The organism is Streptomyces sp. ATCC 21386 (assembly GCF_018728545.1).
In the GTDB taxonomy this organism is placed as follows: Bacteria; Actinomycetota; Actinomycetes; order Streptomycetales; family Streptomycetaceae; genus Streptomyces.
In genome coordinates this window covers 7,093,944-7,119,347 of the sequence record NZ_JAAVVL010000001.1, presented here as the reverse complement: position 1 = coordinate 7,119,347, position 25,404 = coordinate 7,093,944, and the positions used below count along the sequence as shown (strand labels likewise).

The window sequence follows — 25,404 nt, the reverse complement described above, 5'->3', positions numbered from 1 at the left end:
CCGGGCCCGGCAGGGTAGCGTCGACCCTGCCATGGAACTTGCCTACATTCCCAGCCCGTCGCGCGGGGTGCTGTACCTCGGTCCCGTCCCGCTGCGCGGCTACGCCTTCTGCATCATCATCGGTGTCTTCGTAGCCGTCTGGCTCGGCAACAAACGCTGGGTCGCGCGGGGCGGACGGGCCGGAACGGTCGCCGACATCGCCGTCTGGGCCGTGCCCTTCGGCCTGATCGGCGGACGGCTCTACCACGTGATCACGGACTACGAGCTGTACTTCAGCGAGGGCCGTGACTGGGTGGACGCCTTCAAGGTCTGGGAGGGCGGCCTCGGCATCTGGGGCGCGATCGCCCTCGGCGCGGTGGGCGCGTGGATCGGCTGCCGGCGGCGGGGCATCCCGCTGCCCGCGTACGCCGACGCCGTCGCGCCCGGTATCGCCCTCGCCCAGGCGATCGGACGCTGGGGCAACTGGTTCAACCAGGAGCTGTACGGCAAGCCGACGGATCTGCCGTGGGCCGTGGAGATCACGTCCTCCACGGACGGCCGGCTGCCGGGTACGTACCACCCGACCTTCCTCTACGAGTCGTTGTGGTGCATCGGTGTCGCGCTGCTCGTCATCTGGGCGGACCGTCGATTCAAGCTCGGGCACGGGCGGGCGTTCGCGCTGTACGTCGCGGCGTACTGCGCGGGGCGGTTCTGGATCGAGTACATGCGGGTCGACGAGGCCCACCACATCCTCGGGCTGCGCCTCAACAACTGGACCGCGCTGTTCGTCTTCGTCCTCGCCGTGATCTACATCGTCCTGTCGGCCCGGAAGCGGCCGGGGCGCGAGGAGATCGTCGAGCCGGGCGGCTCCGACGGGGACTGGGACGAGGGCACGGGCGCTGCCGCGTCGGCCGAGGACACGGATTCGGACGCGGAATCGGAGTCGGCGTCGGGGGAGGCCAAGGCCAAGGCCAAGGCCAAGGCCGAGGGTGACGCCGAGGAGAAGAAGGACGCGGACGCCTCCGGCGGTGGGGGCGAGAAGAAGGAGCCCGAGTCGGCGAAGAAGAGCTGACGCAACTGTCGGTTCGGTCGATGTGGTGCCTGCCCACCTGTCCCTTCGGGGGCGGGTGGGTTTTTGTACGGGGTGACTGAGGTTGGTGGATGGGTGCGGGTGTGTGGGGCTTCTCGCGCAGCTCCCCGCGCCCCTAAAGACTTCAGGCTCTGCGCCCCTGAAAAGGCTGGGGCGCAGCCCCGCCTTTTCAGGGGCGCGGGGAGCTGCGCGACCAGCCCCCACCGGACGGACGCTCGGGGGTCAGGGGCGCAGCCCCTGGGGGAGGGACGGGCAGGGGCGGCGGGGGCGGATCAAAGCTGGGTGGGGCGGCCGGCCAGGGTCAGGGTTCGCCGGGCGGCGGCGACCACGGCCGGGTCGATGAAGCGGCCGTCGGGAAGGGCCTGCGCCCCGGCCGTCGTGCTCGCCGCGCGGAGCGTGCGCTCGGCCGACTCCACCTCCTGGGCCGTCGGGGTGTAGGCGCGCTCGATCACCGGGAGCTGACGGGGGTGGATGGCGGCACGGCCCAGGAAGCCGAGCGCGCGCCCGTGCGCGGACGTGGCCGCCAGCCCCGCCAGATCCTTCGTGTCCGGGTGGATCGACTGGGCGGGAGACGGAAGGCCGGCGGCCCGGGCGGCGAGGATCACCCGGGAGCGCGGCCAGTCGAGGGCCCGGTCGTCGCTGACGGCCAGGTCCGCGCGGAGATCGGCCTCGCCGAGGGCGATGCCCCGCAGGGCGGGGTGCGCGGTGGCGATGTCGTACGCCCGCTCCACCCCCAGCGCCGATTCGAGGAGGGCGTACAAAGGGATTGCTCCTCCTTCCGCCGGCGCGGTCCGTTCCGCGACGCTCGCCACCTCGTCGGGGCACGTGATTTTCGGGAGGCGGAGGGCGGACAGGCCGGGGAGCGGGGCGAGGGCTTCGAGGTCCGCCTCGGCCTCCGGGGTGCGCAGGGCGTTGACGCGTACGTGGACCGGTACGGGCGGCGGTGCGGAGAGGAGTTCGGCGGTGGCCGCGCGGGCGTAGGCCTTGCGGTCGGGGGCCACCGCGTCCTCCAGGTCCACGATCACCACGTCCGCGCCGGAGGCCAGGGCCTTGGTGACCACCTCCGGGCGGTCGCCGGGGACGTACAGCCAGGTCAGGGGGAAGGGCGTCGGCGGCTTCGGGGTCACAGGGCGCCCTCCTGGCGAAGGGCCGCGATCTCCGGTGCGGACAGGCCCAGTTCGGCCAGGATCACGTCCGTGTCGGCGCCGTGCGCACGGCCCGCCCAGCGGATCGCGCCGGGGGTGGTGGAGAGGCGGAAGAGGACGTTCTGCATGCGCAGGGGGCCGAGGTCGGGGTCGTCGACGGTGGTGATCGTGTCCAGGGCGCGGTACTGGGGGTCGGTCATCACCTCCCGTACGTCCTGGATGGGGGCCACCGCGGCCTCCGCCTTCTCGAACGCCCCGATGACCTCCTCCCGGGTGTGACGGGCGATCCACGCGCCGACCGCCTCGTCCAGGACGTCCGCGTGCCGGGCCCGCTCCGCCCCTGAACCGAACCAGGGCTCGTCGATCAGCTCGGGCCGTCCCACCAGGCGCATCACGCGCTCCGCGATCGACTGGGCCGAGGTGGACACGGCCACCCAGGAACCGTCCGCCGTACGGTAGGTGTTGCGGGGCGCGTTGTTCGCGGAGCGGTTGCCCGTACGGGGCTGCACGTGGCCCAGCTGGTCGTACCAGAGGGGCTGGGGGCCGAGAACGGTGAGGATCGGCTCGATGATCGCCATGTCGACCGTCTGCCCCTGTCCGGTGCGGTCACGCGCCGCGAGCGCGGTCATCACCGCGTACGCCGTCGCGAGGCCCGCGATGGAGTCGGCGAGACCGAAGGGCGGCAGGACCGGCGGGGCGTCGGGTTCGCCGGTGATCGCGGCGAACCCGCTCATCGCCTCGGCGAGCGTGCCGAAGCCGGGGCGGTGCGCGTACGGGCCGAACTGGCCGAAGCCGGTGACCCGGGCGAGGACCAGACCGGGGTTCGCCGCCGACAGCTCCTCCCAGCCCAGACCCCATTTCTCCAGGGTGCCGGGGCGGAAGTTCTCGATGATTACGTCGGCGGTGGCGGCGAGCCGCAGGAGGGTGTCCCGGCCGCCGGGGGTGGAGAGGTTCAGCGTCAGGGTGCGCTTGTTGCGGCCCAGCAGTTTCCACCACAGGCCCACGCCGTCCTTCGACGGGCCGTGGCCCCGGGACGGGTCCGGTTTCGTGGGGTGCTCGACCTTGATGACCTCGGCGCCGAAGTCACCGAGCATCGTGGCGGCGAGGGGGCCGGCGAAGAGCGTGGCGAGGTCGAGGACGCGCAGGTGGCTGAGCGGAGGGGTGTCCGCCTGGGGCGGGGGTGGCGCCTGGGTCATGGGTGGGGAGTCTCCCGGAGGGTGAGGTGGGCCAGGGTGTCGAAGCCGATGCCGTTGAAGTCGGCGATCGAGGTGGCCAGGCGGTTCTTGAGGGGGGCCGTCCAGCGGTCGGGCAGCGCGTCCGGGCTGCCGGTCAGGAGCCCCGCGATGCTGCCGGCCGTGGCTCCGTTGGAGTCGGTGTCCCAACCACCCGACACGGCACGGCAGATGGAGGCCGTGTAGTCGCCGTCCGCGTGGGTGAGGGCGGCGGTGAGCAGGGCCGTGTTGGGGACGGCGTGGACCCAGTGGTGGTCGGCGTAGGTGGCGTGGAGTTCGTCGACGACCCTGTCGAAGTCCCGGAATTCCGTGGTCAGTCGGAGAGCGTGGTCGATCGCCCTCGCGAGGCGGGAGTGCGGGGGGACGACCGTCAGGCCGGTGCGCAGGCACTTGTGGACGTCGCGGGTGCCGGTGGCCGCCTCGGCGATGGTGGCCGCGACGAACATGGCCGCGTAGACGCCGTTGGCGGTGTGGGTGAGGGTGGCGTCCCGGTGCGCCTGTTCGGCCGCGGCGGCCGGGTCGCCGGGGTTGGTCCAGCCGTGGACGTCGGCGCGGATCAGGGCGCCGATCCACTCGCGGAAGGGGTTGCGGTGGCGGGCGGTGCGGGGTGGGTCGATGCCGCAGAGGAGGTTGCGGTAGGCGACGCGTTCGGCGGTGAAGGTGCGGCCCGCGGGGAGTTCGTCCAGCCAGAGGGTGGCCACGTCGGCGGTGGTGAAGTCCCGGCCGTGGCGGGCCAGGAGGAGGAGGTTGAGGAGGGGGTAGTTGAGGTCGTCGTCCTCGGGCATGCCGTCGATGTTCTCGGCGAGGGAGGTGGGGGCCGAGCGGCGGTTCCAGGGGTGGGCGGCCAGGAGTTCCGGGGGGACGCCTCGGGCGGTGAACCATGTGGTGAGGGGCCAGTTGCCCGCGGCTGCGGCGAGGCGGCGGATGACGTCGAGGGGGAGCTTCTCGACGGGTTTGCCGAGGAGGCAGCCTGCGGCTCGGCCCAGCCAGGCGGCTTCCAGGCGCTGCGTGTACGTGGCTGGGGTGGGGTGGGGTCCGCTGCTCGGCGGTGGCGAGGTGCCGCCTGCGCCCACCCTCCCCCAGTCTCGGCTTCGCTCGACCGGGGGGACCCCCATCGCCCCAGCGGCACGATCGCCCGCAGAATGGGCGGGCGGGGCGGGCCAGTTGGGGCACAGGGCCTTGATCCTGTCCAGGTCCGTCGGCTCGTGTTCCGACAACGCGCTCGGCAGGTCCGCCAGTTCGTCCAGCAGGTCCTCGGCGAGCTGGCGGAGGTAGCGGGAGGCCCGGTCGGGGGAGGCGCCGGCGCGCCTGGGGGCCGGGGGGCCGCCCGCCGCCCGCCAGCGCGCGGCTACGGCCGACGGCTCGCGGCCGTCCTGGCGGGCCTGGTGGAGTTCGTGGCCGATGAGGTCCTCGGGCTGGACCCAGGTGAGACGCAGGGGGGTCACCGGACGGGGGCCAGCGCGGTGAAGGCCGACTCGTGGGCGCGGCGGCGGCGGACGTCCTGGCCGTGGATCTGGAGCGCGACGTCCGTCAACGTCCGGGCGGGGGCGTGCAGGTCGAGCCGGCTGGCCTCCGCGACCGTCTTGGCCCAGTCGGAGGGGACGTCGGAGCCCAGCGCGCCGGCGAGGGCGCCGGACATCGTCGCGATGGAGTCGCAGTCGCGGCCGTAGTTCACCGAACCCAGCACGGCGTGCCGGTAGTCGCCGCGGGCCACGAGCAACATGCCGAGCGCGATGGGGAGTTCCTCGATCGCGTGGAGCCGGGAGGGGCGGCGGGCGCCGAGGGAGGGGGCGCGGTAGTCGGGGCCGACCGTGTCGAACGGGGCCACCGCCTCGCGGAGCGGACGTAGCGCCGACTCGAAGTCCGTGTGACGGCGAGCCACTTCGCACACCGACTCGATCGCCGCGCGGGTACCGTCCTTCGCCAGGGCGAGGCAGGCCTCGACCACCGACTCCGCCGTCGCGCCCGGCGTGCACGCCGCGGCGACGGCCGCCGCGAACACACCGGCGGCCTCCCTGCCGTACGACGACTGGTGGGCGCTCGCGACGTCGAGGGCCTCGGCGTACGCGCCGGGCGGGTCGGCCGCGTTGACCAGGCCGACGGGCGCCATGTACATCGCGGCGCCGCAGTTGACGATGTTGCCGGTGCCGGCCTCACGGGGGTCGATGTGGCCGTAGTGGATCCGGGCCACGAGCCACTTCTCGGCGAGGAAGACCCGCTGGAGGGGGAGGGCCTCGGCCTCCAGCTCGGGGATCCAGCGCGGGGTCGTCATCATGTCCGGCACCAGGTGCTCGGCGACGGCGTACGCGTCGAGGTGGTCGCGTACGCGGTCGTACACCCGGACGAGTGCGTGCGTCATCAAGGTGTCGTCGGTGACGTGGCCGTCGCCCTTGTGGTACGGGGCGATGGGGCGGGCGGTGCGCCAGTCGTCGCCGTTCCAGGGGCCGACGACGCCGTGCACGCGGCCGCCGTGGCGTTCGAGGATCTGCTCCGGGGAGTAGCCCTCCACCGGGCCGCCGAGGGCGTCGCCCACGGCGGCGCCGACCAGGGCGCCGGTGATGCGTTCGTCGAGGGTGGCGTCCGGGACGGCTGCCGGGACGGGGCCTGGGGCGGGGACGGGTGCGGGTCGCGATGCGGGCGTCATGACCGGCTAACGCCGGTGGTGGTGGGGAGTTCCGCTGTGTCGAGAAGTTCGGCGAGGTGGACGAGGTCGGTGCCGGTGAGGCGGGGGAGGGCGCAGCCGGAGAGGGTGCGGCAGGCGTCCCGCCAGGTGTCGGGGATGGCGCTGGCGCCGCCGAGTGCGCCGGTCAGGGCGCCGGCCAGGGCCGGGGCGGAGTCGGCGACGCGGGAGAGGCAGGCGGCGGCGGGGACGGCCTCGGCGATCCGGCCGCGTGCGGCGGTGGCCAGGGCGAGGGCCACGGGGACGGTCTCGGCGGCGGCGATGCCGTAGCTGTAGACGTGGTCGACGATCTGGTGCTCCAGGAGGGGTACCAGAGCGAATGTTCCTTCTTTTCTGTGGCGGTGGGCGAGGTCGAGGGCGTGGCGGGCGTTGCGGCCGATCTCCGTTCCGGCGGGGAGTTCGGCCAGGGCCGCGGCCGCGCAGTCGTCGACGTCCGCGCCGGTGAGCGCCAGCGCGAGCGCGGCGGCCATCGCTCGCGCGCCGTGCACGCCGTCGCCGTCCTGGGTGTAGCGGGCGTCGAACTCGGCGAGGTCGGCGGCGCCGCGGGGGTCGCCCGGGTGGGCCACCGCCAGGACGCAGGCGCGGACGCAGGCCGCGTCGTCGAAGTAGTGGGGGTTGTCGTGGCCGGTGGCGGGTGGGCGGAGGCCGGTGGCGAGGTTGCCGAGTCCGGCGCGTACGGAGATTCGGGCGCGCAGGGGGAGTACGGCGGACTCGACCTCGGGGGCGCGTTCGGCGGCGGCGGCGATCTCGCTGGCCACGGCGTTCCAGGACAGGTCGATGGAGGCGCGGGTGCGGCGTTCCAGGCTCAGGTCGCCCAGGGCGGCGGCGTCGCCGGCGCGGAGGAGGGCCTCGGCGGCGAAGGCCGCCCATTCCGCGTCGTCGGAGGGGCCGAGGCGGAGGGGCTCGGGGGGCTGGTTGAGGGCGATGGGGACGGGGAGGGTGGTGGTGGCGTTCTGCTCGGCGAAGGTGTCCAGTTCGCGGGTGAGGCGGCGGGTCCATTCCGGCATGCGCGCGGCGCGGTGGCGGGCGGCGGGCCAGCCGGCGGCGTCACCGGCGGCGAGGCCGAGGAGGAGGCCCTCGACGCGGCTGCCCTTCGGGTGGCGGGGCCTGCCGGCCTCGGCTTCGCCTTCGGCCGCTTCGTTCGTCACCTTGAGGTGTGGCTCGCTGATGGTCGCCGTGTCTGCCGTGTCTGCCGTGTCTGCCGTGTCTGCCGTGTCTACTGAGTCGGCTGCGCCCGCTGTGTCCGCCGTATTCGCCGTGTCCGTCGGCCTGTCGTGCGATGCCGGCGGTGTGCCGCGGGGCGGCTTCTCGTACGGCGTGGAGGGTGCCGTGGGGGTCGTGTCGTCCCACGGGGTCGGTGGGGTCATGTGGGGGTCTCCGTCGTGTCGGCCGGGGCGAGGGTGAAGGTGGTCGGGGGCGGGAGGGGGCGGTCGCCGTGCGGGAAGAGAGCTGGGCCCGTGACCCATTTGCCGCCCTCGGTCGGGACCAGGAGCTCGGCCACGTCCAGGACGTGGTGGCCGGCCATGGAGGGCAGGCAACTGCCCCTCGCCGGGCCGATGGCGGCGGTCCAGTCGGCCGGGATCGACGACGCTCCCCGGGTCGCTCCGGCCAGCGCGCCGGCGACCGCCGCGGTCGTGTCGGCGTCGCGGCCCATGTTCACCGCGGTGAGCACCGACTCGGTGAAGTCGCCGTCGGCCGCCGCGTAGGCGCCGAAGGCGAGGGCGACGGCCTCGGGGGCGAGGTCGGTCCAGGGGTAGCCCCCGATGACGACGGCGGAGCGGACCGCGCGTTCGCCCCGGTGGGCGACGGCGACCGCCCGGCGCAGGGAGCGCGCGGTCCACGAGTCGTCGGGGATCACCGCGAGCGCGGAGGCCACGACGGAGATCGTGGGTGCGCCGGCCATCGCCGCCGCCACGCCCGCCGCGACCGCCTGGCCGCCGTAGATGCCCTCGCCGTCATGGCTGACCGAGCCGTCGATGGCGACCAGCCGGGCGGCCTCCGCGGGGCGGCCCGCCGCGAAGACGCCGAAGGGGGCCGCGCGCATGGCCAGGCCGTCGCTCCAGGCGTGCCGGTGCTGGGCCGAGATCGGCGCGGCGAGGCCGCGGCGGAGGTTCTCCAGGGTGCCGCGTTCGCTGAAGCCCGCGCCGCGGAACGGGCCCTCGTCCCGGTCCGCGATCCACTGGTGCCAGGCCGTCTCCACGTGGGTGACGGTGAGCGCCGAGCCGTGCCGGGCCAGCAGCAGCCCGGAGAAGATGGCGTACTCGGTGTCGTCGGTCCCCGAGGGGCGCTCGGCCACATACCCGGTGATGCGCCCCCAGCGCGCGCGGATCTCGGAGGGTTTCATGTTCTCGGCGGGCGCCCCCAGCGCGTCCCCGACGGCGAGCCCGAGCATGGCCCCCCGTGCCCGCTCGCGGAGGTCGGTGGCGTCCCCGGGCGCCGGGACCGAGGGAATGCAGGCGATGGAAGGCATACGGTCGCCTCTCTGGCCCGTGGGCAGGTCTGGCCCGGTGGGCAGTTGATCCGCTCTGAAGATGTTCCAGCTTTCGCTGGGAAGATCTCTCCCACACCGGCGGCCCCGGCGGCGCGCGGAACGCACGGGTATCACCCGGTCGACATCTGTGCATCGCCATGTACGAATGAGCGGCAGCCGTTTCTCGAACAGCCGGCGACCGGGTGAGGCCGGGTAAGTACGGCCTTCCTTGCTGGCAGAAGCGATTTTCCGAGCGTACGTTCGACGTGAGGAAAGGGGCTTGATCGTGGCGATCATCGACACCGAGGCCGCGTTGCACGAGGCGCACCGGGACAACCACACCCATCGGGACGTGAACGGCGGCTGGCTGCGGCCCGCCGTGTTCGGGGCGATGGACGGGCTCGTGTCCAACCTGGCGCTGATGACCGGTGTGGCCGGCGGAACGGCCGGGCGGGAGGCGGTCGTCGTCGCGGGGCTCGCCGGGCTCGCCGCCGGGGCCTTCTCCATGGCCGCGGGCGAGTACACGTCCGTGGCCTCGCAGCGTGAACTCGTCCAGGCCGAACTCGACGTCGAGCGGCGGGAGTTGCGCAAGCACCCCAAGGACGAGGAGGAGGAGCTCGCCGCGCTCTACGAGAGTCGTGGCGTCGAGGCCGGACTCGCCCGGGAGGTCGCGCGGCAGTTGTCGCACGATCCCGAGCAGGCGCTGGAGATCCACGCGCGCGAGGAGTTGGGCGTCGATCCCGGCGATCTGCCATCGCCCGTTGTGGCCGCCGTGTCGAGTTTCGGCTCCTTCGCGCTCGGCGCCCTGCTGCCCGTACTGCCCTATCTGTTCGGGGCGGGCGCGCTGTGGCCCGCCGTCCTGGTGGCACTCGTCGGGCTCTTCGGGTGCGGTGCGGTGGTGGCCAGGGTGACGGCCAGATCCTGGTGGTTCAGCGGGCTGCGGCAGCTGGCCCTCGGCGGTGCTGCGGCGGGTGTGACGTACGCCCTGGGCAGCCTGTTCGGGGCGGCCGTATGATGGATCGGATGGCTACGTATGCGCGGGACCGCATAAATAGTCGTTACCACGCGGTTTCGAATGCTTAACCGCTGGGCATGAGCCGTAAGCGCCGCGGGCAACGACGCCCGTCAAGCACCTGAAGCACCCTGAAGCAGTGGGCGACGACGCCTCCTGCGCCTCCGGTCGACCGACAAAGATCTGTCCGGTCGGCTCCCCCTGATCGCGTTCGATCGCGCCACCGCGTGCGCCCACCCCCTCCGCGCCGTGGCGTCCGCATGTTGGGACGAAGTATCCGCTTCCCGAGAATCGTTCCATCATGTAACCTGCACGAAATTTTGCACCTTACGCAGAGGGCCAGCGTCGTCCCTCGGCAATCGCATATGCCAGATGACGACGACGGGAGAGCCGATGCGTACGCCGCGCCAGCCGTCCCAGCACTCCACGAATGGCCAGAAGTGGTCGTTCATGGATGCTCGCCCTGCTGCGCAGGGTATGTACGACCCCCGCAACGAGCGCGACGCCTGTGGCGTCGGCTTCGTGGCCACCCTCACCGGCGAGGCGAGCCATGCGCTGGTCGAGCAGGCGCTCACGGTTCTGCGCAACCTGGAGCACCGAGGGGCGACCGGTTCGGAGCCCGACTCGGGTGACGGCGCCGGCATCCTCTCCCAGGTTCCCGACGCCTTCTTCCGCGAGGTGGCCGGATTCGAGCTGCCCGAGGCCGGCTCCTACGCCGTCGGCATCGGCTTCCTGCCCGAGGAGGGCACCGAGGACGCCGTCGCCCGCATCGACGCCATCGCCGCCGAGGAGGGCCTGACCGTCCTCGGCTGGCGCGAGGTGCCCGTCGCCCCCGAGCTGCTCGGCGCCACGGCCCGCTCCACGATGCCCGCCTTCCGCCAGGTCTTCGTCACCGACGGCACCTCGAAGGACATCGACCTCGACCGCAAGACGTTCGTGCTGCGCAAGCGCGCCGAGCGCGAGGTCGACGTCTACTTCCCCTCGCTGTCCGCGCGGACGATCGTCTACAAGGGCATGCTGACCACCGGCCAGCTCGAGCCCTTCTTCCCGGACCTGTCCGACCGCCGCTTCGCCTCCGCGATCGCGCTCGTGCACTCCCGGTTCTCCACGAACACCTTCCCGTCGTGGCCGCTCGCCCACCCGTACCGCTTCGTCGCGCACAACGGCGAGATCAACACGGTCAAGGGCAACCGCAACTGGATGGTCGCCCGCGAGTCCCAGCTGGCCTCCGACCTGTTCGGCCCGCAGGACAAGCTGGACCGGATCTTCCCCATCTGTACGCCGGACGCCTCCGACTCGGCTTCCTTCGACGAGGTGCTGGAGCTGCTCCACCTCGGTGGCCGCTCCCTGCCGCACTCCGTGCTGATGATGATCCCGGAGGCGTGGGAGAACCACGACTCCATGGAGCCGGCCCGCCGCGCCTTCTACCAGTTCCACTCCACGATGATGGAGCCCTGGGACGGCCCGGCCTGTGTCACCTTCACCGACGGCCGTCAGGTCGGCGCGGTCCTCGACCGCAACGGCCTGCGCCCCGGCCGCTACTGGGTCACCGACGACGGCCTCGTCGTCCTCGGCTCCGAGGTCGGCGTCCTCGACATCGACCCCGCCAAGGTCGTCCGCAAGGGCCGCCTGCAGCCGGGCCGGATGTTCCTCGTCGACACCGTCGAGCACCGCATCATCGAGGACGACGAGATCAAGTCCCAGCTCGCCGCGGAGAACCCGTACGCGGAGTGGCTGGAGGCCGGCGAGATCGAGCTGTCCGACCTGCCCGAGCGTGAGCACATCGTGCACACCCACGCCTCGGTCACCCGCCGCCAGCAGACCTTCGGCTACACCGAGGAGGAGCTGCGCGTCATCCTCGCGCCGATGGCCAAGGCCGGCGCCGAGCCCATCGGTTCCATGGGCACGGACTCGCCGATCGCCGCGCTGTCCTCGCGCCCGCGCCTGCTCTTCGACTACTTCACCCAGCTGTTCGCGCAGGTCACCAACCCGCCGCTGGACGCCATCCGCGAGGAGCTCGTCACCTCGCTGCGCTCCTCGCTGGGTCCCGAGGGCAACATCCTGGAGCCGAGCGCCGCGTCGTGCCGCAGCGTCACCCTGCCCTTCCCGGTGATCGACAACGACGAGCTGGCCAAGCTCATCCACATCAACGCCGACGGCGACATGCCCGGCATGAAGGCCGCGACCCTCTCCGGCCTGTACCGGGTCTCCGGCGGCGGTGACGCCCTCGCCGCGCGCATCGAGGAGATCTGCGCCGAGGCCGACGCCGCCATCGAGAACGGCGCCCGGCTGATCGTCCTGTCGGACCGCCACTCGGACGCCGAGCACGCGCCGATCCCGTCGCTGCTGCTCACCGCGGCCGTCCACCACCACCTCATCCGCACCAAGCAGCGCACCCAGGTGGGCCTGCTGGTCGAGGCCGGTGACGTCCGCGAGGTACACCACGTCGCCCTGCTCATCGGCTTCGGAGCCGCGGCCGTCAACCCGTACCTGGCGATGGAGTCCGTCGAGGACCTCGTCCGTGCCGGAACGTTCCTCTCCGGTATCGAGGCCGAGCAGGCGATCCGCAACCTGATCTACGCCCTGGGCAAGGGTGTCCTCAAGGTCATGTCCAAGATGGGCATCTCCACGGTCGCCTCCTACCGCGGCGCCCAGGTCTTCGAGGCCGTCGGTCTCGCGGACGAGTTCGTGGAGAAGTACTTCAACGGCACGGCCACCAAGATCGGCGGCGTCGGCATCGACGTCATCGCCAAGGAGGTCGCCGCCCGCCACGCCAAGGCGTACCCGGCCAGCGGCATCGCGCCCGCCCACCGCGCCCTGGAGATCGGCGGCGAGTACCAGTGGCGCCGCGAGGGCGAGCCGCACCTGTTCGACCCGGACACGGTCTTCCGCCTCCAGCACTCCACCCGCACGCGCCGCTACGACATCTTCAAGCAGTACACGAGCCGCGTGAACGAGCAGTCCGAGCGTCTGATGACGCTGCGCGGCCTGTTCGGTTTCAAGGCCGGCGAGGGCCGTGCTCCGATCTCCGTCGACGAGGTCGAGCCGGTCTCCGAGATCGTCAAGCGCTTCTCGACCGGCGCCATGTCGTACGGCTCCATCTCGCGCGAGGCGCACGAGACGCTCGCCATCGCCATGAACCAGCTGGGCGGCAAGTCCAACACCGGTGAGGGCGGCGAGGACCCGGACCGCCTCTACGACCCGGCGCGGCGTTCCTCGATCAAGCAGGTCGCCTCCGGCCGCTTCGGTGTGACGAGCGAGTACCTCGTCAACGCGGACGACATCCAGATCAAGATGGCCCAGGGGGCCAAGCCCGGTGAGGGCGGTCAGCTGCCCGGCCACAAGGTGTACCCGTGGGTCGCCAAGACGCGTCACTCGACGCCGGGCGTGGGCCTCATCTCCCCGCCGCCGCACCACGACATCTACTCCATCGAGGACCTGGCCCAGCTGATCCACGACCTGAAGAACGCGAACCCGCAGGCGCGGATCCACGTCAAGCTGGTCTCCGAGGTCGGCGTCGGCACGGTCGCGGCCGGTGTGTCCAAGGCGCACGCGGACGTCGTCCTCATCTCCGGCCACGACGGCGGAACGGGCGCCTCCCCGCTCACCTCGCTGAAGCACGCGGGCGGCCCCTGGGAGCTCGGCCTCGCCGAGACCCAGCAGACGCTGCTGCTCAACGGCCTGCGCGACCGCATCGTCGTGCAGACCGACGGCCAGCTGAAGACCGGCCGCGACGTCGTCATCGCCGCGCTGCTCGGCGCCGAGGAGTTCGGTTTCGCGACCGCGCCGCTCGTCGTCTCCGGCTGCGTCATGATGCGCGTCTGCCACCTGGACACCTGCCCGGTCGGCATCGCCACGCAGAACCCGACGCTGCGCGACCGGTTCTCCGGCAAGGCCGAGTACGTCGTGAACTTCTTCGAGTTCATCGCCGAGGAGGTCCGCGAGATCCTCGCCGAGCTGGGCTTCCGCTCCATCGAGGAGGCCGTCGGCCACGCCGAGGCGCTCGACGTGACCCGCGCGGTCGACCACTGGAAGGCACAGGGCCTGGACCTGGAGCCGCTGTTCCACGTGCCCGAGCTGCCCGAGGGCGCCGTCCGCCACCAGCTGATCGAGCAGGACCACGGCCTGGAGAAGGCGCTCGACAACGAGCTGATCAAGCTCGCCGCCGACGCGCTGGCCGCGAACGACGCCACCGACGCCCAGCCGGTCCGCGCCCAGGTCAAGGTCCGCAACATCAACCGCACCGTCGGCACGATGCTCGGCCACGAGGTGACGAAGAAGTTCGGCGGGGCAGGGCTCCCCGACGACACCATCGACATCACCTTCACCGGCTCGGCCGGCCAGTCCTTCGGCGCCTTCCTCCCGCGCGGCGTCACGCTGCGCCTGGAGGGCGACGCCAACGACTACGTCGGCAAGGGCCTCTCCGGCGGCCGGGTGATCGTCCGTCCCGACCGGGGCGCCGACCACCTCGCCGAGTACTCCACCATCGCGGGCAACACCATCGCCTATGGAGCCACCGGCGGCGAGCTGTTCCTCCGGGGGCGTACGGGCGAGCGGTTCTGCGTCCGTAACTCCGGTGCCCTGGTGGTCTCCGAGGGCGTGGGCGACCACGGCTGCGAGTACATGACCGGCGGCCACGCGGTCGTCCTCGGCGAGACGGGCCGCAACTTCGCGGCCGGTATGTCGGGCGGCATCGCGTACGTCATCGACCTGGACCGCGACAACGTCAACGTCGGCAACGTGGGCGCCATCGAGGCCCTCGACGACACCGACAGGCAGTGGCTGCACGACGTGGTGCGCCGTCACGCCGAGGAGACGGGTTCGACGGTCGCCGAGAAGCTGCTGGCCGACTGGGACGAGGCCGTGCAGCGCTTCAGCAAGATCATCCCCAGCACGTACAAGGCAGTGCTCGCCGCCAAGGCCGCCGCCGAGCAGGCCGGTCTCTCCGAGACCGAGATCACCGAGAAGATGATGGAGGCGGCGATCAATGGCTGACCCGAAGGGCTTCCTCAACCACGGGCGCGAGGTCGCCAAGTCCCGCCCCGTCGACGTACGGCTGAAGGACTGGAACGAGGTCTACGTCCCCGGTTCCCTGCTCCCGATCATCTCGAAGCAGGCGTCCCGCTGCATGGACTGCGGCATCCCGTTCTGCCACAACGGCTGTCCCCTCGGGAACCTCATCCCCGAGTGGAACGACTACGCCTACCGCGAGGACTGGAGCGCGGCTTCGGAGCGTCTGCACGCGACGAACAACTTCCCGGAGTTCACGGGTCGGCTGTGCCCCGCTCCCTGCGAGTCGGCGTGTGTGCTCGGCATCAACCAGCCGGCCGTCACCATCAAGAACGTCGAGGTCTCGATCATCGACAAGGCGTGGGACAGCGGCGACGTCGCGCCCCAGGCCCCGGAGCGCCTCTCCGGCAAGACGGTCGCGGTCATCGGCTCGGGCCCGGCGGGTCTCGCGGCCGCCCAGCAGCTGACGCGGGCCGGTCACACGGTCGCCGTGTACGAGCGCGCGGACCGCGTCGGCGGTCTGCTCCGCTACGGCATCCCCGAGTTCAAGATGGAGAAGCGGCACATCAACCGCCGTATCGAGCAGATGCGCGCGGAGGGCACCCGCTTCCGGACGGGCATCGAGATCGGCCGCGACCTCAAGGCCACGGACCTGAAGAAGCGGTACGACGCCGTCGTCATCGCCGCGGGCGCCACCACCGCCCGTGACCTGCCGGTCCCCGGCCGCGAGTTGAACGGCATCCACCAGGCGATGGAGTACCTGCCGCTGGCCAACAAGGTGCAGGAGGGCGACTTCGTGGCGCCCCCCATCACGGCCGAGGGCAAGCACGTCGTCGTCATCGGCGGTGGCGACACCGGCGCGGACTGCGTGGGCACCGCCCACCGCCAGGGCGCGGCCTCGGTCACGCAGCTGGAGATCATGCCGAAGCCGGGCGAGGACCGGGCCCCGAACCAGCCGTGGCCGACCTTCCCGATGCTGTACAAGGTCACCTCCGCGCACGAGGAGGGCGGCGAGCGGGTCTACTCCGTCTCCACCACCCACTTCGAGGGCGACGAGGACGGCAACGTCCAGTGGCTGCACCTCGTCGAGGTCGAGTTCGTCGACGGCAAGCTGACGCAGAAGCCGGGCATGGAGCGGAAGATCCCCGCCCAGCTGGTGACGCTGGCGATGGGCTTCACCGGCACGGACCGCGAGAACGGTCTCGTGGACCAGTTCGGCCTGGACCTCGACGAGCGCGGCAACATCGCGCGTGACGCCGACTTCCAGACGAACGTGCCGGGTGTGTTCGTGGCCGGCGACGCGGGGCGCGGTCAGTCCCTCATCGTCTGGGCGATCGCCGAGGGCCGCTCGGCCGCCCGCGGCTGCGACCGCTTCCTCACGGGCGCGAGCGACCTGCCGGCGCCGATCCGCCCGACGGACCGCTCGCTGATGGTCTGATCCACCGGGTTCCTGACCTGCCGGGTCCTGCCCCGCCGGTCACTGATCCACCGGGTCACTGATCCACCGGATCGACAGACGTCCCGTACAACGGCGTACGGAACACAGACGGCGCCTGCCCACCAGTCCCCGACCGGACTACCGGGCAGGCGCCGTCGCATGTCCGCTCGGTCAGCCGGTCATCGCCGCCACCTTCGCCACCGCCAGCACCACCAACAGCGCGAGCACCCCCACGCACGCCCCCGCCTGCACCAGGACCCTCCGCCGGTCCCTGGGCGCGTACGCGAAGCCCAGGGCCACCAGTCCGCCCGTGAGGAGGCCGCCGAGGTGGCCCTGCCAGGACGTCACGACCGCCGAGATGACCAGCCAGATCAGCAGGCCCGCCATGAAGCGGTTGATGCCCGCCGGGTCGGCGCCCAGGCGGCGGGCCAGGACGTAGTACGCCGTGCAGACGCCGAAGATCGCGCCGGAGGCGCCGACCGTGCTGCTGTCGGGAGCCAGGAGGAGGACCAGGACGGAGCCGCCGAGGGCGGAGAGGAGGTACAGGCTCAGATAGCGGGCGCGGCCCAGCTGGGCCTCCACCACCCGGCCCACGTTCCACAGCGTGACCATGTTCATCACGATGTGGAGGATGCCGAACGTGCCCTCGGTGGGCGGGATGTGGAGGAAGGCGCCGGTGAGCAGGCGGTACCACTCGCCGTCGATCACGCCTTCGAGGTGGAAGTCGGCCGGGTAGGCGCTCTGCCAGACGTAGTGCAGACCGTCCGGGCCGGCGAGGCCCCGGCCCAGCATCGCGAAGTCGTCGACGACCGACGGGCGCAGCAGTTCGGCGACGTACGCGACGACGTTCAGGCCGATCAGGACGTACGTCACCAGCGGGACCGCCGAGATCCGGCCGCCGAAGACGGTGCGGGCCTGGCGGACGGTTCGCGCGCCCTCCTTCACGCACTCCGGGCACTGGTGGCCCACGGCCGCGTCGTGCATGCAGTCCGGGCAGATGAACCGCTCGCAGCGGGTGCAGCGGACGTAGGACTCCACGTTCGGGTGGCGGTAGCAGGTGGTGACGGTGGGCTCGGACGACGACGAGGACTCGGGTTCCACGGCCGGCTCCTTGTGGGTGCGGGGCTGATGACGAGCCGGTGAGGACGGCGGCGAACAAAATAGCGAACCTGGGCGGGAGCGCGCTGCGGGGGAGTGCCCTAGCCTCGGGATCTTCGTCGAGGCCGGCTGGTGGCGGCGCGGGCGGAGGGCATCGTCCCGTGGTTCCGAGGGCGGTCCTCACCACTGAGGAGCGCTGAGGACCACGTCCCGGCATTCGTCGGGCGAGCCCCACGCGCCCCGCAGCGCGCGCGCCTTGGTCAGCCAGAGGGACAGGTCGTACTCCGCCGTGTAACCGATCGCTCCGTGCGCCTGGAGCGCCGTGCGCGCCGTCGTGTACGCCGCCTCGCACGCCGTCACCTTGGCCGCCGCCGCGTCCGCCGGGTCCAGGGTGACCGCCGCCCCGAAGACCATCGGCCGCGCGAACTCCAGGGCCACCTTGGCGTCCGCCAACTGGTGCTTCACCGCCTGGAACGACCCCACGGGCACACCGAACTGGGTGCGCTGCCTGACGTACGCCACCGTCCTGTCGAGCAGCGCCAGACCGACGCCGAGCGCCTGCGCGGCGACCGCGAGACGCGCCCGGACGAGGGCGTGGGAGAGCAGGGACGGGTCGGCGGCGAGGAGGTCGCCGCCGGGGGAGAGCGGGGTCAGGCGGCGGGCCGGGTCCAGGGAGCGGCGCACGGGGCCGTGGCCGGGGGCGAGGCGCAGTTCGCCCGTCTCCGGGGCGAGCGTGAGGCGGGTCGTCGCCGCGTCCCCGTCCAGTGCGTACGAACCCGGCGACGGCGCCACCGTGGCCATCGCCTCGCCCGACACCAGCGCCGGGAGCAGCCGCTTGGCCGGGCCCGGGTCGTCCAGGCCCGCCAGGAGCACCGTCGCCGTCACCGTCTCCACGAGCGGTCCCGGAACCGCGTGCCGACCCAACTCCACGAAGGCCACGGCCAGTTCGACGGGGAGCGGACCCACCCCCTCGTACGCCTCCGGCGCCGCCAGCGCGAACACGCCCGCGTCACCGAGGCGCGCCCACACCGCACGCCCCGCCTCGTGCTCCCCGCGCCCCCAAGCCCGTACGACGGCGGGCGTGTCGGCGGCCGACAACATGGCGTCCAGCGACTCGGCGAACGCCCGCTGCTCGGTGTCCAGGAGGAAACGCATCGGGGGTGGCCTTTCCGGAGGGGGCACGCGTCAGCGGAGGCCCTGAGGTCGGGGCCGCGCGTCGGGGCGGCCGTTCGGACGGAGGCCGCGCGTCGTCGGCGGCCTTTGCAGGTGCGGGTCGCGCATCAGCGGCCCCCGGCAGAGGGCCCGCATCGACGGCCTTTCAGGAGGGCCGCATTCAACGGCTCTCAGGAGGGCCCGCATCGACGGCCTCTCAAGACGGCCCGCGCATCAGCGGCGGCCCTTCGGCAGGCCGAGGAGGCGTTCGGCGATGATGTCGCGTTGGATCTCGTTGGTGCCGGCGTAGATCGGGCCGGCGAGGGAGAAGACGTACCCCTCGGACCAGTCGGTGTCCGCCGACTCGCCCTCCTCGCCGAGCAGGTCGAGCGCCGTCTCGTGCAGGGCGATGTCGTACTCGGACCAGAAGACCTTGTTGAGGCTGGCCTCGGGGCCGATCGGCGTGCCCGCCAGGAAGCGCGAGGCGGCCGCGTGGGTGAACAACTGGTAGGCGCGGGCGCCGATCAGCGCGTCGGCCACCGCCTCGCGGGCCGACGCCGGGCTGCCCCGGTCGTGCCAGAGGGCGAGCAGCCGGTGCGCGGAGGCCAGGAAGCGGCCCGGGGAGCGCAGCGTCAGACCGCGCTCGTTGCCGGCGGTGGACATCGCGATGCGCCAGCCCTGGCCGGGCTCGCCGATGACGTCCTCGTCCGGCACGAACACGTCGTCGAGGAAGAGCTCGGCGAACGCGGGCCTGCCGTCGAGGCGGCCGATCGGGCGGACCGTCACGCCCGGGGCGCGCAGGTCGAACATGAGGTACGTCAGCCCCTGGTGGGGCCGGTCGGTGCCGCGCCCGCTGCGGAACAGGCCGAACGCCCGGTCCGCGAACGCCGCCCGGGACGACCAGGTCTTCTGCCCGGTCAGCAGCCAGCCGCCGTCCGCGCGCACGGCCTGTGAGGTGAGCGAGGCCAGGTCGGACCCGGCCCCGGGCTCCGACCAGGCCTGGGCCCACACCACCTCGCCGGAGGCCATCGGGGGCAGCACGCGAGCCCGTTGCTCCTCGGTGCCGTGGTCGAACAGAGTCGGGGCGAGGAGGTTGATGCCGTTCTGGCCGACCCGGCCCGGGGCGCCCGCCGCGTAGTACTCCTCCTCGAAGAGAAGCCAGCGGAGCAGCCCGGCGTCGCGGCCGCCGTACGCGGTCGGCCAGTTCACCACCGACCAGCGGTCGGCGAAGAGTTCGGCCTCCCAGTCCCGATGGGCGGCGAAGCCCTCCTCGGTCTCCAGGGACGGGAGCGGCCGCGACGGGACATGGGCGCGCAGCCAGGCACGGGCCTCGACGCGGAAGGCCTCGTCGGCGGGGGAACAAGCGAGGTCCATGGAGCACTGCTCCTTCCCTAACAAGTGTTTGGTAGGTTAGCGTGCCCGCATGAAGAACGTCGACCCTCCGACGTACCTCCCCGGCCACGGTCTGCTCGCCGGACGCACCGCCGTGATCACCGCCGCGGCGGGCGCGGGCATCGGCGGGGCCACCGCGCGACGCTTCCTGGAGGAGGGTGCGCGCGTACTGATCAGCGACGCCCACACGCGCAGACTCAAGGCGTACCGGGACGAACTGGCCGAGGAGTTCGGAGCGGAGTCCGTCCGGGCGGTGCCGTGCGACGTGACCGACGAGGACCAGGTGCGGGCCCTGTTCGAGGCCGGCGCCCGGCTGCACGGACGGCTCGACATCGTGGTCAACAACGCGGGTCTCGGCGGCACCAGCGACCTCGTCGACATGACCGACGAGCAGTGGTCCACGGTGCTGGACGTGACGCTGAACGGCACGTTCCGCTGCACCCGGACCGCGCTGCGGCTGATGCGGGACAGCGGCGGCGGCGTCATCGTCAACAACGCCTCCGTCGTCGGCTGGCGCGCCCAGGCCGGCCAGGCGCACTACGCCGCCGCCAAGGCCGGCGTCATGGCCCTGACCAGGTGCGCGGCGATCGAGGCGGCCGCGTACGGGGTCCGGGTCAACGCCGTCTCGCCCAGCCTCGCCATGCACCCGCACCTGGTGAAGGTCACCACCCCGGAACTGCTGGAGGAGCTCACCGCGCGCGAGGCCCTCGGGCGGTACGCCGAGCCCTGGGAGGTGGCCAACGTGATCGTCTTCCTCGCGTCCGGCTACTCCTCGTACCTGACGGGTGAGATCGTCTCCGTCAGCAACCAGCACCCGTGACCGACCAGCACCCATGATCGACCAGCACCCCTGAGCGACCAGCACCCGTGAGGACGAGGAACAGCGTGCCGACCAAGAAGAAGCCCCGGACGACCGCCGGCGACAAGCCGCCCGCCGCGCCCGCCCGCCGCCGGGAACTCCTCGACCGGGCCGCGGAGGTCTTCGCCGACCTGGGGTACAACGCCACCACCGTCCGCAGGATCGCGGACGACGTCGGCATGCTCGCGGGCAGCCTCTACTACTACTTCGAGTCCAAGGACGCGATGCTGGAGGAGATCCTGCGGACCTTCCTCGACGAACTCTGGCAGGGCTACGACGCCGTCCTGGACGCCGAGCTGCGTCCCCGGGAGACCTTCGAGGCCCTGGTCGTCGAGTCGTTCCGCGCCATCGACCGGCACCGCGCCGCCGTCGCGATCTACCAGAACGAGGCCAAGAAGCTGGTCGCGCAGGACCGGTTCCAGTTTCTCGACGCGTCGCAGCGCAAGTTCGAGAAGGCATGGCTGGCCACGCTGGAACGCGGGGTGGCCGCCCAGGAGTTCCGCGCCGACCTCGACACCCGGCTCACCTACCGGTTCGTGCGCGACACGGTGTGGGTCGCCGCCTCCTGGTACCGGCCCGGCGGACAGCTCGGCCCGGAGGAGATCGCCCGGCAGTACCTGTCGATGGTCCTGGACGGGATCGCCGTACACGCGCGGCCCCACAGCGGGCCCGCGACGCACGACCCGGAGATCGATCGGTGAACCACCTCTGACGTCAAGGGAGTTGCCATGGCCGAGGCCTATATCGTCGAAGCGGTCCGGACGCCTGTCGGGCGGCGCGGGGGAGGGCTCGGCCAGATCCACCCGGCCGACCTCGGCGCACACGCACTCAAGGCGCTCGTCGCACGCGCCGGCGTGGACCCGGCCGCCGTGGAGGACGTCGTCTTCGGCTGCCTGGACACCGTCGGCCCGCAGGCCGGTGACATCGCCCGGACCAGCTGGCTGGCCGCCGGACTGCCCGAGGAGGTACCGGGCACGACCGTCGACCGGCAGTGCGGCTCCTCGCAGCAGGCCGTGCACTTCGCCGCGCAGGGAGTGCTCTCCGGCACCCAGGACCTGGTGGTCGCGGGCGGCGTCCAGAACATGACGATGATCCCCATCGCCTTCGCCTCCCGCCAGGCCGCCGTCCCCCTCGGACTCACCGACGGCCCCTTCGCCGGCAGCGAGGGCTGGCGGGCCCGTTACGGCGACCGGCCGGTGAACCAGTTCGCCGGCGCCGAGATGATCGCCGCGAAGTGGGGCATCAGCCGCCGCGACCAGGAGGAGTACGCGCTGACCTCCCACCGTCGGGCGGTACGGGCCCTCGACGAGGGCCGCTTCGCGCGCGAGACCGTGCCGTACGGGGACGTGAGCGTCGACGAGGGGCCGCGCCGGGACACCTCGCTGGAGAAGATGGCCGCGCTGAAGCCGGTCATCGACGGCGGCACCGTCACCGCCGCCTGCTCCTCCCAGGTCTCCGACGGCGCCGCGGCGCTGCTGCTCGCCTCCGAACGCGCCGTACGGGAGCACGGGCTGACCCCGCGCGCCCGCGTGCACCACCTCTCCGTACGCGGCGAGGACCCCATCCGGATGCTCACCGCGCCGATACCGGCGACCGCGTACGCCCTGAAGAAGTCCGGCCTCACCCTCGACGCGATCGACCTCGTCGAGATCAACGAGGCGTTCGCACCGGTCGTCCTGGCGTGGCTGAAGGAGACGGGCGCCGACCCGGAGAAGGTCAACGTCAACGGCGGCGCCATCGCCCTCGGCCACCCCCTGGGCGCGACCGGCGCCAAGCTGATGACGACCCTCCTGCACGAACTGGAGCGCACGGGCGGCCGGTACGGCCTCCAGACCATGTGTGAGGGGGGCGGACAGGCGAACGTGACGATCATCGAGAGGCTCTGACGACCGGGGGTGTGCCGAATGGCGCGTCCGTGCGCAGGGGGTCAGGCGCCGCCGAGACGCCCCGTACGTAAGGGGCAGGCGTCGCCAAGAGGCCCCCTACGTAGGGTCAGATGCCGCCGAGGCGCCCCCGTACCTCGTCCGCCTCCCTCATGATCCGTTCCACCAGCTCCGCGCAGGACGGCAGGTCGTCGATCACGCCGGCGACCTGACCGGCCGCCATCACCCCCAGGTCCGTACGGCCGTCCACCATCGCGGACCTGAGCAGCATGGGCGTGTTGGCGGCGAGCAGGACCTGGCTCCAGGCGAGGTCCTTGCCGTGCCGCAGCGCGAGGCCGTCGCGGACCATGCCACGCCAGGTGAGCCCGGACAGCCGTCGGAAGGCCGCCGCGTGCCGCACGGCGCGCAGCAGGGCGCGCGCCCGGCCGGACGCCTCCAGCGCGCTCACGAACTCCGTGCGGAGCATGCGGTGCGGCAACCCGTCCACGGCCCGGGTGACGGTGACGTCCTTGACGGTCGCCGCCAGATAGCGGGCCTTCACCGCGTCGGGCACCGTCGAGTCCGAGGTGAGCAGGAACCGGGTGCCCATCGCCACCCCGGCCGCCCCGAACGCCAGCGCGGCCACCAGACCCCGCCCGTCGTGGAATCCGCCGGCGGCGACCACGGGGATGTCGACGGCGTCCACGACCTGCGGCAGCAGCACGGTCGTCGCCACCTCCCCGGTGTGCCCACCGCCCTCGCCGCCCTGCACGACCACCGCGTCCGCACCCCACGCCGCCACCTTCTCGGCGTGCCGCCGGGCGCCCACCGACGGGATCACCACCACACCCGCGTCCTTGAGCTCGGCGATCAGCTCCCTGGACGGCGCGAGCGCGAACGACGCCACCCGGACGCCCTCCTCCACGACGATCCGCACCCGTTCCCGCGCGTCCGCCGCGTCGGCCCGCAGATTCACCCCGAACGGCGCGTCCGTGCGGGACCTCACCTCCCGTACGGCGTCCCGGAGCCGCGTGGGCGTCATCGTCGCGGAGGCCAGGATGCCGAGCGCCCCCGCGTTCGCCGCGGCGGAGACCAGCCGGGGGCCGGCCACCCACCCCATACCGGTCTGCACGACCGGATGCCGGACGCCGACGAGCCGGGTGAGCGCCGTCTCCATCAGCCGTTGACCTCACGAGCACGGGCGCCCGCCGGATCGATCACCTCGCGGATCAACCGCAGCTCCTCCGCCGTGGGCTCCCGTGTGCACGGCACCTCGTCCGGGACGGCGAGCGCGAAGCCCGTCGCCTCCCGCACCTGCTCGACCGTGACCCCGGGGTGCAGCGAGGCCAGCCGCATCGCGCGGTCGGGCGTGGCGAAGTCGAACACCCCGAGGTCCGACACGACCCGCGGCAGACGGTGGAAGCGGGCGGCGGCCGGATGCGCGGCCACGCGGTCGTGACCCACCCCGCACACCATGTCCACCTTCTCGACGAAGACCCGCCGGGAATGCTTCGGAACCCAGTAACTGGTCGGGTTGTTCAGGGTGTTGACCGGAGCGCCCCGCACTCCCAGCAGCTGTCGCCTCGGCCTCCCCCAGTCGCCGACGCAACTGATGTTCTGGTTGCCGTACCGGTCGATCTGGCTCGCGCCCATCATCACGTGCCGCCGGCCACCGGTGACCAGGTCCAGGTGCCGTCGGTAGGGCAGCCATCCCTCCACGGTGCCGTCGAGGTCGACCAGGAGCGCCTCGCCGTCGGTCAGCAACAGGTCCGGCGAGAAGGTCCGCCTCGCCAGGCGCGCGCCCAGCGACGGGATCAGCCCCATGGGGCTCGCGAGGATCTCCCCGGCCCCGCGCCAGGCCTCCGCGCAGGCGATCACGCAGTAATCGGCACGCGTCGCGCCGCCCGTCGACGTCCCCTCGCTCGACGTCCGCTCGTTCGTCGTCCCCTCGTTCACGAACCCTCCTTCCGCCAGGCTCGTACGGCCGACTGGTAGGCGGCCTCGTCGCCGGAGAGGAACCGCTCGGCGAAGTCCTCCCAGGGCGTGGTCGCGTACAACTTCTGGAAGGCCTCGTCCCGGCCGTGATCGGGGGCGCAGGAGGTGAAGTGCGCGCCGTTCGGGGCCTCGACCACCCCTGTCACCACATGCCGGGCGACCAGCAGCGTCTGCGGCGGCCCCTCCTTCGCCAGCTCTGCCGTGTCCACGATCCGTTCGCACGAGACGTACGCGGCGTCGGCCGCCTCGCAGAACAGGTCGTCGAAGTACGGGTCCGGGCCCAGATACCGGCCGTTGCCCCGCTGATCGGCCCGGTTGACGTGCACGAGGGCCGCGTCGAGGCGCAGGGCGGGCATGGCGACGAAGGTCTCCCGGTCGTCGTACGGTGAAGTGACCGTCCGCAGCCCGGGGTTGACCCGCATCACGTCCGAGCCGATGCCCGCCCGCACCGGGAGGAACGGCAACCGGTGCGCGGCGGCGCGCAGGCCCCACAGGAACATCGCCTCGTCGATCTCCATCAGCTCGAACGCGCCCCGCTCGCGCGCCGCGCGGAAATGGGGTTCGAGGGGGATGGAGTCCAGGGTGGCGAAGGGGGCGACCAGTTTCCGGATCCGTCCGGCGGCGGCGAGCATCCCGACGTCCGGGCCGCCACAGGAGACCACCGTGAGATCGGTGATCCCGGACCGGAGCACCGCCCTCACCAGGGCCATCGGCTTGCGGCGCGACCCCCAGCCGCCGATGCCGAGCGTCATCCCGCTCGCCAGCCGCGAAACGGCCTCGTCGGCGGTCATGACCTTGTCACTCACCCGTGTCCCCCTCCACCGCGTCGCTTCCCTCCACCGCGTCGCGTTTCCCGGCCGTGCCGCGTTCCCCGGCCGTGCCGCTCCCCTCCACCGCGTCGCGTCCCTCGGCCGCCTCGCCTCCCTCGGCCGGCGGATCCGCCTTGGCCGCACCCGCCGTCCCGGCCCTCCCCGCCCGCACCGCCGCTCC

At 72.5% G+C, this 25,404-nt stretch carries 19 protein-coding genes; 7 read left to right on the top strand and 12 right to left on the bottom strand.

The genetic code is table 11. The features are described from left to right. The first annotated feature begins 31 nt into the window (after positions 1-31). On the top strand, positions 32-1,051 hold the full coding sequence (gene lgt, locus GWK25_RS30600) for a prolipoprotein diacylglyceryl transferase (RefSeq protein WP_215454612.1): 1,020 nt from the start codon (positions 32-34) through the stop codon (positions 1,049-1,051). A gap of 290 nt (positions 1,052-1,341) precedes the next feature. Here lgt and GWK25_RS30595 read toward each other — a convergent pair whose 3' ends face one another. Genes GWK25_RS30595 through GWK25_RS30570 form a run of 6 tightly spaced genes read right to left on the bottom strand, consistent with a single transcriptional unit; the run spans position 1,342 to position 8,596 of the window. Then, positions 1,342-2,196 carry a CoA ester lyase gene (locus GWK25_RS30595; protein ID WP_215454611.1) on the bottom strand — a complete coding sequence of 285 codons (855 nt, stop codon included), beginning with the start codon at positions 2,194-2,196 and terminating at the stop codon, positions 1,342-1,344. Beyond that, a complete protein-coding gene (locus GWK25_RS30590; protein ID WP_215454610.1) occupies positions 2,193-3,410 on the bottom strand; it encodes a CaiB/BaiF CoA-transferase family protein in 1,218 nt (405 codons plus the stop codon). Before GWK25_RS30590 ends, GWK25_RS30595 begins: the two co-directional genes overlap by 4 nt. Further along, positions 3,407-4,891 carry an ADP-ribosylglycohydrolase family protein gene (locus tag GWK25_RS30585; protein ID WP_215454609.1) on the bottom strand — a complete coding sequence of 495 codons (1,485 nt, stop codon included), beginning with the start codon at positions 4,889-4,891 and terminating at the stop codon, positions 3,407-3,409. The genes GWK25_RS30590 and GWK25_RS30585 overlap by 4 nt, the downstream gene beginning before the upstream one ends. Continuing rightward, positions 4,888-6,090, bottom strand: coding sequence for an ADP-ribosylglycohydrolase family protein (locus tag GWK25_RS30580; protein ID WP_251829105.1), 1,203 nt, complete (start codon positions 6,088-6,090; stop codon positions 4,888-4,890). Before GWK25_RS30580 ends, GWK25_RS30585 begins: the two co-directional genes overlap by 4 nt. Beyond that, positions 6,087-7,493: an ADP-ribosylglycohydrolase family protein gene (locus tag GWK25_RS30575; protein ID WP_215454608.1), complete on the bottom strand. Its 1,407-nt coding sequence runs from the start codon at positions 7,491-7,493 to the stop codon at positions 6,087-6,089. The genes GWK25_RS30580 and GWK25_RS30575 overlap by 4 nt, the downstream gene beginning before the upstream one ends. Continuing rightward, positions 7,490-8,596, bottom strand: a complete 1,107-nt coding sequence (locus GWK25_RS30570; RefSeq protein WP_215454607.1) for an ADP-ribosylglycohydrolase family protein — start codon at positions 8,594-8,596, stop codon at positions 7,490-7,492. Before GWK25_RS30570 ends, GWK25_RS30575 begins: the two co-directional genes overlap by 4 nt. A 286-nt stretch (positions 8,597-8,882) precedes the next feature. Between GWK25_RS30570 and GWK25_RS30565 the strand changes: the two genes are divergently transcribed. The 3 genes from GWK25_RS30565 (at position 8,883) to GWK25_RS30555 (ending at position 16,056) form a co-directional block, all read left to right on the top strand. Then, positions 8,883-9,611 (top strand): VIT1/CCC1 transporter family protein, encoded by a 729-nt coding sequence (locus tag GWK25_RS30565; RefSeq protein ID WP_215454606.1) that lies wholly within the window; start codon positions 8,883-8,885, stop codon positions 9,609-9,611. A 390-nt stretch (positions 9,612-10,001) separates the two neighbouring features. Beyond that, positions 10,002-14,603: a glutamate synthase large subunit gene (gene gltB, locus GWK25_RS30560; RefSeq protein WP_215457716.1), complete on the top strand. Its 4,602-nt coding sequence runs from the start codon at positions 10,002-10,004 to the stop codon at positions 14,601-14,603. Further along, positions 14,596-16,056: a glutamate synthase subunit beta gene (locus tag GWK25_RS30555; protein WP_215454605.1), complete on the top strand. Its 1,461-nt coding sequence runs from the start codon at positions 14,596-14,598 to the stop codon at positions 16,054-16,056. The genes gltB and GWK25_RS30555 overlap by 8 nt, the downstream gene beginning before the upstream one ends. 171 nt (positions 16,057-16,227) lie before the next feature. On the opposite strand, the gene GWK25_RS30550 is transcribed toward GWK25_RS30555, so the two are convergent. The 3 genes from GWK25_RS30550 to GWK25_RS30540 all read right to left on the bottom strand — a co-directional run bounded on the left by GWK25_RS30550 (position 16,228) and on the right by GWK25_RS30540 (position 19,680). After that, the gene (locus GWK25_RS30550) at positions 16,228-17,157 is read right to left on the bottom strand and encodes a rhomboid family intramembrane serine protease (protein ID WP_215454604.1); all 930 of its coding nucleotides are present in this window, start codon (positions 17,155-17,157) and stop codon (positions 16,228-16,230) included. 177 nt (positions 17,158-17,334) lie between these two features. Beyond that, positions 17,335-18,309: an acyl-CoA dehydrogenase family protein gene (locus GWK25_RS30545; RefSeq protein ID WP_215454603.1), complete on the bottom strand. Its 975-nt coding sequence runs from the start codon at positions 18,307-18,309 to the stop codon at positions 17,335-17,337. 231 nt (positions 18,310-18,540) lie between these two features. After that, the gene (locus tag GWK25_RS30540) at positions 18,541-19,680 is read right to left on the bottom strand and encodes an acyl-CoA dehydrogenase family protein (protein ID WP_215454602.1); all 1,140 of its coding nucleotides are present in this window, start codon (positions 19,678-19,680) and stop codon (positions 18,541-18,543) included. Between the two features lie 49 nt (positions 19,681-19,729). On the opposite strand from GWK25_RS30540, the gene GWK25_RS30535 reads away from it, so the two are divergent. From GWK25_RS30535 to GWK25_RS30525, 3 genes are all read left to right on the top strand, one after another. Beyond that, positions 19,730-20,518, top strand: a complete 789-nt coding sequence (locus GWK25_RS30535) for an SDR family oxidoreductase (RefSeq protein ID WP_215454601.1) — start codon at positions 19,730-19,732, stop codon at positions 20,516-20,518. Positions 20,519-20,583: 65 nt separating this feature from the next. Next, positions 20,584-21,258 carry a TetR/AcrR family transcriptional regulator gene (locus GWK25_RS30530; RefSeq protein ID WP_215454600.1) on the top strand — a complete coding sequence of 225 codons (675 nt, stop codon included), beginning with the start codon at positions 20,584-20,586 and terminating at the stop codon, positions 21,256-21,258. Between the two features lie 27 nt (positions 21,259-21,285). Next, on the top strand, positions 21,286-22,443 hold the full coding sequence (locus tag GWK25_RS30525; protein ID WP_215454599.1) for an acetyl-CoA C-acetyltransferase: 1,158 nt from the start codon (positions 21,286-21,288) through the stop codon (positions 22,441-22,443). 106 nt (positions 22,444-22,549) lie between these two features. Here the strand turns inward: GWK25_RS30525 and GWK25_RS30520 are convergent, their stop codons facing one another. Genes GWK25_RS30520 through GWK25_RS30510 form a run of 3 tightly spaced genes read right to left on the bottom strand, consistent with a single transcriptional unit; the run spans position 22,550 to position 25,220 of the window. After that, positions 22,550-23,596: a nitronate monooxygenase family protein gene (locus GWK25_RS30520; RefSeq protein ID WP_215454598.1), complete on the bottom strand. Its 1,047-nt coding sequence runs from the start codon at positions 23,594-23,596 to the stop codon at positions 22,550-22,552. Further along, complete coding sequence (locus GWK25_RS30515) at positions 23,596-24,375, bottom strand: CoA-transferase subunit beta (RefSeq protein WP_215454597.1); 780 nt, start codon at positions 24,373-24,375, stop codon at positions 23,596-23,598. Before GWK25_RS30515 ends, GWK25_RS30520 begins: the two co-directional genes overlap by 1 nt. Further along, on the bottom strand, positions 24,372-25,220 hold the full coding sequence (locus GWK25_RS30510; protein WP_215454596.1) for a CoA transferase subunit A: 849 nt from the start codon (positions 25,218-25,220) through the stop codon (positions 24,372-24,374). Before GWK25_RS30510 ends, GWK25_RS30515 begins: the two co-directional genes overlap by 4 nt. Positions 25,221-25,404 lie beyond the last annotated feature (184 nt).